The following is a 2,005-nucleotide window of genomic DNA, read 5'->3' on the forward strand; positions in this document are numbered from 1 at the left end:
TGGCCCGGGCCTGTTCGATCAGCTCCGCATCACTGGCGACGAAATTCCAGTTCATCCGCCGCGGCCCATCCAGTGGCGCGCCACCAATCAGCACCAGCTGGCACTCACCCTCTGCATATAGCGTCACCTCTTCGCCTTCCGGCAGAACCACCAGGCTGCACGGTTCCACGTCCTCATCGTTCATCAGCAGCTCACCATCGAGCAGGTACAGCGCCCGCTGCACATGCTCGTTCGGCACCACCAGCGTGGTTGCCGGTTGCATCTGTACATGCGCGTAAAGGGTAGGGGAGAGCACCGGCACCGGCGATTCCAGGCAGAACCCGCTGCCGGCAATCATGCAGATGCGCACCCCCAGGCTGTCGCTGACCGGTAGGCTCGCTGCCGGGTGGTGGCTGTAACTTGCCGCGCCTTGTTCATGCTCGCGTGGGGATGCCAGCCATACCTGCAACCCGTGCAGGCGTGAACCATGGGCCAGGGCATCTTCAGGCGTGCGCTCGACATGGGCCACGCCGCTGCCTGCGGTCATCCAGCTGACATCGCCCGGCAGCACCCGTTGCACCGAGCCGAGGCTGTCCTTGTGCAGGATTGCCCCCTCGAACAGGTAGGTAAGGGTCGACAGGCCGATATGCGGGTGCTGGCGGATGTCCATGCCATGCCCCGGGGCATAGTCGGTTTCGAGCATATGGTCGAAAAACACGAATGGGCCGACGCTGCGGCACTGGGCCGACGGCAGCGGACGCAGGATCGGCTGGCCCTCGACCGATTCGGCGCGTGGGCGGATGACCAGGGGGCTGCTCATTGGAAGGCTCCAGGCAAGGTGGAAATGCCTCAAGCATAGCGGTTTGCCCGCCGCGGCTGAACCGTCTGGTTGGCTGGCCGGTCTAGAGATCTGGTACACGGAAAAGGAAGCTTCATCATGATCTTCAGAGCGCTGGCCTGCGTGCTGTTATCCACCTGGCTGTGCCAAGCGGCGCAGGCCCGCGACTACCGCTACAGTGATGCCCACCTGCACTACGTCGACTTCTTCCAGGAAAGCGAAGGCATGCCCGCGCTGATCCAGGCCATGGACGCCGCCGGTATCGAGCAGTCGATGATTTCCGGCATCCCGGTGGCCAAGAAGTGGCACGAAGACGAGCCCAAGCGCCCGCGCTATTACGCTGGGGACGACGCCGAAGCCTATTGGTACAGCGCCACCGACACCTACGTCGCCGCGGCGTTGCAGCAACTGCCCGACGAGCAGCGCAAGCGCTTTCATCCGTTCCTGGCCGGCTTCAATCCGGTGGACAAGAATGCCGCCAGCCATATCGAGCGCATGCTCGATCTGCATCCGGGGCTGTGGCAAGGCATTGGCGAGGTGTTCACCCGCCACGATGACCTGACGGCACTGACCAGCGGTGACACGCCGCGCGCCAACAACGAAGCCATGACGCGTATCTACCACCTGGCGGCCGAGCGCGACCTGCCGGTGCTGCTGCACTCCAACATCACCTCCAAGCGCGAGCGCAACCCCTTGTACCTGGCGGAGATCGAAGAGCCGCTGCGCAATCACCCACACACGCGGTTCATCTGGGCGCACGCGGGCAGCAGCATGGAGATTCACCGGCACCAGACGCAGATGGACTTTCTGCTGCCGGTGCTGACGCGGTTGCTGGAGGATTACCCGAACCTGTATGTCGATTTGTCGTGGAGCGTGCTGGAACCCTACCTGCTGGATGACCGGGGTGTGCCACGAAAGGAGTGGCTGGCACTGGTCGAAAAGTTCCCTGATAGGTTCATGCTGGGTTCGGATGTGGTGGGGCGGTTTGGTAGCCTTGGGGAGCAGATGCATGGGTTCAGGCCGTTTCTGGATGCATTGCCGGAACAAGTTGCCAACAAGGTGGCCAGGGAGAATTTTCTGGCTGTACTGCCCAGGCAGAAATAAGGGTTTTCCTGTGCTGGCCCTATCGCCGGCAAGCCAGCTCCCACAGGTACTGCACAGGTTTTGAAGCCTATGCAGTACCTGTGG

At 62.6% G+C, this 2,005-nt stretch carries 2 protein-coding genes; one reads left to right on the plus strand and one right to left on the minus strand.

Going from position 1 to position 2,005, the window contains the following annotated elements; genetic code table 11:
* On the minus strand, nt 1–799 hold a 799-nt coding region (locus ACK1U9_RS25575), incomplete at its 3' end, for a pirin family protein (protein WP_449110270.1).
* A 117-nt stretch (nt 800–916) separates the two neighbouring features.
* On the opposite strand from ACK1U9_RS25575, the gene ACK1U9_RS25580 reads away from it, so the two are divergent.
* On the plus strand, nt 917–1,921 hold the full coding sequence (locus tag ACK1U9_RS25580) for an amidohydrolase family protein (protein ID WP_046615109.1): 1,005 nt from the start codon (nt 917–919) through the stop codon (nt 1,919–1,921).
* Nucleotides 1,922–2,005 lie beyond the last annotated feature (84 nt).

This window comes from Pseudomonas sp. XP1 (genome assembly GCF_053557675.1).

Excerpts from the sequence above, each read along its gene's own strand:
- ACK1U9_RS25580 (WP_046615109.1), top strand. The coding sequence starts at position 917 with ATGATCTTCAGAGCGCTGGCCTGCGTGCTGTTATCCACCTGGCTGTGC.